2 protein-coding genes are annotated in these 1,029 nt (G+C 73.5%); both read right to left on the bottom strand.

What is annotated here, in order from left to right:
• Positions 1–13: 13 nt before the first annotated feature.
• Positions 14–211 carry a hypothetical protein gene (locus CFP71_RS43155; protein WP_093939505.1) on the bottom strand — a complete coding sequence of 66 codons (198 nt, stop codon included), beginning with the start codon at positions 209–211 and terminating at the stop codon, positions 14–16.
• 34 nt (positions 212–245) lie between these two features.
• Positions 246–611, bottom strand: a complete 366-nt coding sequence (locus CFP71_RS43150) for a hypothetical protein (RefSeq protein ID WP_244200066.1) — start codon at positions 609–611, stop codon at positions 246–248.
• Positions 612–1,029 lie beyond the last annotated feature (418 nt).

Below are 1,029 nucleotides of genomic sequence, written 5' to 3'. Positions count from 1 at the left end.
GGCCTGGCGAAGGTCAGTCGTTGTTCCACTTGGCGTCTTCGGCGTCGGCCTGCCGCGTGCGTTCCTTGGCGATGTCCAGGGCGCGCCGGGCCGTCGCCTCGTCCGGGTACGGGCCGAGGAGATCGACGCTCCGGCCGCGTTCCAGGTGCTCGACCTGGTTCGTCTTGGTGTTGTAGTACCAGCCCTGATCCGGGTTCGGGTCGCTCGACATACGTCAAGCGTGACATCACCCGGACGTTCTGTCATCACTTGCGATAGCGGTAGGGGATCTCCGTGGGATCACCGGTCGGCCCGAACTCGCCGTCTTCGGCCGGGTCCACCTTCGAGCTTTCCGGCACGCTTTCGGCGAGTTCGTCGAACCAGCCCCGGCCCATCGGGACACCGCGCGGCGGGGTGGGCAGGTCCGGCGCGACGGGGATGCCCCGCGACGGCGAGACCGGCTGCGGCAACGGACCCGAAGGCGGCCCGGTCACCGGCGGGGTGACCGGAGGCATCGCGGACGACGGCGGGGTCGTGGCGGGCGGCGGGACAGACGGGTTCACCGGTGGCTCGGGCTCGGCCTGAGACGGCGCGACGGACTGCGCCTCGGGCGTCGCCGGAGGCGCGCTCACCGGCGGAGGCGGCGTGTGGTTCGCCGTGGGAGGCCGCGACTGACTGGGCTGAGGCAGCGGCGGTAGAGCCTGCGCCGGAGCTTGAGAAACCGCAGGCGGCGAAGCCGGCGGCGCCGTGTGATTGCCCGGCAACGGCGACGCGGACGGCCCGGCGGGAGGCTGTCCGGCGGGAGGCTGCGCAGTGGGTCCGGCCGACGGCGGCGCTGACGATCCGGCAGGCGACTGCCCGGCAGGAGACTGTGCGGGCGGCTGCCCGGAAGGTCCGGCCGACGGCGGCGCGGACGATCCGGCAGGCGGCTGCGCGGCGGTTGGCTGCCCGGAAGGTCCGGCGGGAGACTGCCCGGCAGGAGACTGCGCGGACGGCTGCCCAGCTGGCGGCGCCGCGGGGGCGACAGATCTGAAGCGGACACGTCTGAAC

The organism is Amycolatopsis thailandensis (assembly GCF_002234405.1).
Taxonomy (GTDB): domain Bacteria; phylum Actinomycetota; class Actinomycetes; order Mycobacteriales; family Pseudonocardiaceae; genus Amycolatopsis; species Amycolatopsis thailandensis.
Note: the sequence above shows the minus strand (reverse complement) of the source record. Positions and strands in the feature narration are given on the sequence as shown.